The organism is Xanthomonas prunicola, from assembly GCF_002846205.1.
In the GTDB taxonomy this organism is placed as follows: Bacteria; Pseudomonadota; Gammaproteobacteria; order Xanthomonadales; family Xanthomonadaceae; genus Xanthomonas; species Xanthomonas prunicola.
The window spans coordinates 1-496 of record NZ_PHKV01000078.1 but is presented as its reverse complement, the minus strand read 5'-3'; the positions used below and the strand labels follow the sequence as shown (position 1 = coordinate 496).

The following is a 496-nucleotide window of genomic DNA, read 5'->3' as shown; positions in this document are numbered from 1 at the left end:
GGTCGTCTTGCCACCGATCTTGATGTTGCCCTCGGTCAGGGTGGCGCGTGTCAGCGTGGTGTCGCTGCCGTTCTGCATTACCGGAACGCCTGGGCTGAAGCTGCTGTAGTTCGCCTCGCCATAGTTGCCGTTGACGATGTTGCTGCCGATATTCTTGAATTGATCGCCTACGCTCGGCTGTGTGGGATTTCCGTCGGCATCGGTCGCGCCTTCGCCCGTACTGCCGATACCACCGCTGATCGCCGCCGACACGGTGCTGTAATCCATCCGATTCTTCAGATCAGTGAACGTCAACGCGTCGGCCGTCAACTCGCTGTTGTTGGCGTTGGTGCTCGTGATCGCGCCACCGATCAGGTTCACGTTGCCGGCGGTGACGTGGTATCCACCATTGCCTGCGAACAGGCCCGACTGTTCGACCACCCCTAGATAGTTGCCATTGGCTTTGGCGCCGCTTGCGTACCCGCTAGCATCCCAGGCGGTGCCGAACGACACCTGC

1 protein-coding gene is annotated in these 496 nt (G+C 60.7%); it reads right to left on the bottom strand.

Translation table 11 applies throughout. From position 1 onward, the window contains the following. A partial coding sequence (locus XpruCFBP8353_RS23120; RefSeq protein ID WP_133125725.1) for a hypothetical protein occupies window positions 1-496 on the bottom strand: 496 nt, incomplete at both ends.